We start from the raw sequence: 1,952 nt of genomic DNA, 5'->3' as shown, positions 1-1,952 counted from the left end.
CCGCCAGTTCGCGCTCACCGAGGCCAGGCTGGCGCTGGCGATGATCCTGCGCCGCTTCGCGATCTCCGACCCGAACGTCTACCGCATGAAGATCAAGCAGACGCTCACGCTCAAGCCGGACGGGTTCACACTGAGGGTCCGCGAGCGGCGCGCGCACGAGCGGGCCGTCGTCGTGGCCCCTGAGGTCGAGGAGAGCGAGCAGCAGGAGATCGCCGTCACCGGCGTCCCGCTCACCGTCGCGTACGGCTCCAACCTCGGCACCAGCTCCGACATCGCCGAACGCCTGGCCGAGCGGGCCGGTCGCGCGGGCTTCGCCACCACGCTGACCACGCTCGACGACATGACGCCCCCGAGCGAGGGCCTGCTGGTCGTGGTGTCCTCCTCCTACAACGGCAAGGCCCCCGACAACGCCCAGCGCTTCGACGCGCTCGAGACGTTGCCCGACCTGTCCGGTGTCCACCTGGCCGTGCTGGGCTGCGGGAACACGCAGTGGCCCACGTACCAGGAGTTCCCGCGGCGCGCGTACGAGAAGCTGACCGCCGCGGGGGCCGTGCCGCTGATCGAGCGCGGCGAGGCCGACGCGGACGGCGACTTCGACGGCGACGTGTCCGCGTGGACCGCCAAGCTGTGGGCCGCGCTGGCCGAGGAGTACAGCGCCTCCACCGACAGCGCTGGGCCGCGCTACGAGATGGAGGTGCTCAGCGAGGCCGAGGTCCGGCCGGCCGTCGTCTCCTCGCGGGCCTTCCCGCTGACCGTCGTCTCCAACGAGGAGCTGACCGGCGACCCCACCGGGCTCTGGGACTTCTCGATCGAGGCGCCGCGTCCCGGCGTGCGCTCGATCGTGGCCAGGCTGCCCGAAGGCGTCACGTACTCGGCGGGCGACCACGTGGCCGTCTTCGCCAAGAACGACCCCGAGCTGGTGGAGTGGGCGCTGCGCTGCCTGCGCGTCCCCCGGGAGCAGGTCGTACGGCTGCGCGCCGCCGGATCCACCCACCTGCCCGTGGACACGCCGGTCACGGCGGGCCTGCTGTTGACCGAGTTCGCCGAGCTGCAGGACGTGGCCACCAGGGCAGACCTCGAGGCGCTGGCCGCCCACACCGAATGCCCGTGGACCGGCGGTCAGCTCGCCGAGCTGACCGCCGGCTACGCCGACGAGATCCTCGCCAAGCGCGTCTCCCCGCTGGCGCTGCTCGAGCGCTTCCCGGCGATCTCTCTGCCGCTGCCGGTGTTCCTGGAGATGGCCGGGCCCATCAAGCCGCGCTACTACTCGGTCTCGTCCTCACCGCTGGCGGACCCCGGTCTGGTGCGGCTCACCGTCGGACTGGTCGAGGGCCCCGCCTGGTCGGGCACGGGCACCTACCAGGGCATGTGCTCGGCCTACCTCGCCTCCCTGAAGGAGGGCGAGGTGTTCTACGGCTACATCCGCGTGCCCGCGCCGCCGTTCCGGCTGCCGGACGACCCGGCCACGCCGGTGATCCTCGTCGGCCCCGGCACCGGCTTCGCCCCCCTGCGAGGCTTCCTCGAGGAGCGCTTGCTGACGGGCGCCTCCGGCCGGGCCGCGATCTTCACCGGGTGCCGCCACCCTCAGCACGATCAGCTGTACGCCGACGACCTCGCCCGCTGGGACGTGCCGGCACACGCCGCGTACTCCGCCGTGCCGGGGCACCCGTACCGGTTCGTCCAGGACGCCCTCGCCGCGCACGCCGACGAGGTGTGGGAGCTGCTCTCGGAGGGCGCCCACGTGTACGTGTGCGGCGACGGGCTGCGGATGGCTCCGGCGGTGCGGCAGGCGCTGCTGGACATCCACCGGGAGCGGACGGGGCAGGACGGCGCCGAGTGGCTGGCCGGGCTGGAGGCGGCGGGGCGCTACCAGCAGGACGTGTTCGCCTGACGGCCCAGGACGCACCCGGCCCGCCACCCGGCCCCACCTTTCGCGGTGGCGCCGGGTGGCG

At 73.3% G+C, this 1,952-nt stretch carries 1 protein-coding gene; it reads left to right on the top strand.

Features of this window, described 5'->3' with window-relative positions; translation table 11 throughout:
* Positions 1 to 1,891 (top strand): flavodoxin domain-containing protein (locus AB0J09_RS63645; RefSeq protein ID WP_360714077.1); only part of this gene is annotated, 1,891 nt, incomplete at its 5' end.
* Positions 1,892 to 1,952 lie beyond the last annotated feature (61 nt).

It is taken from the genome of Nonomuraea sp. NPDC049784, from assembly GCF_040659615.1.
In the GTDB taxonomy this organism is placed as follows: Bacteria; Actinomycetota; Actinomycetes; order Streptosporangiales; family Streptosporangiaceae; genus Nonomuraea.
This window is presented reverse-complemented; position numbering and strand designations above follow the sequence as displayed.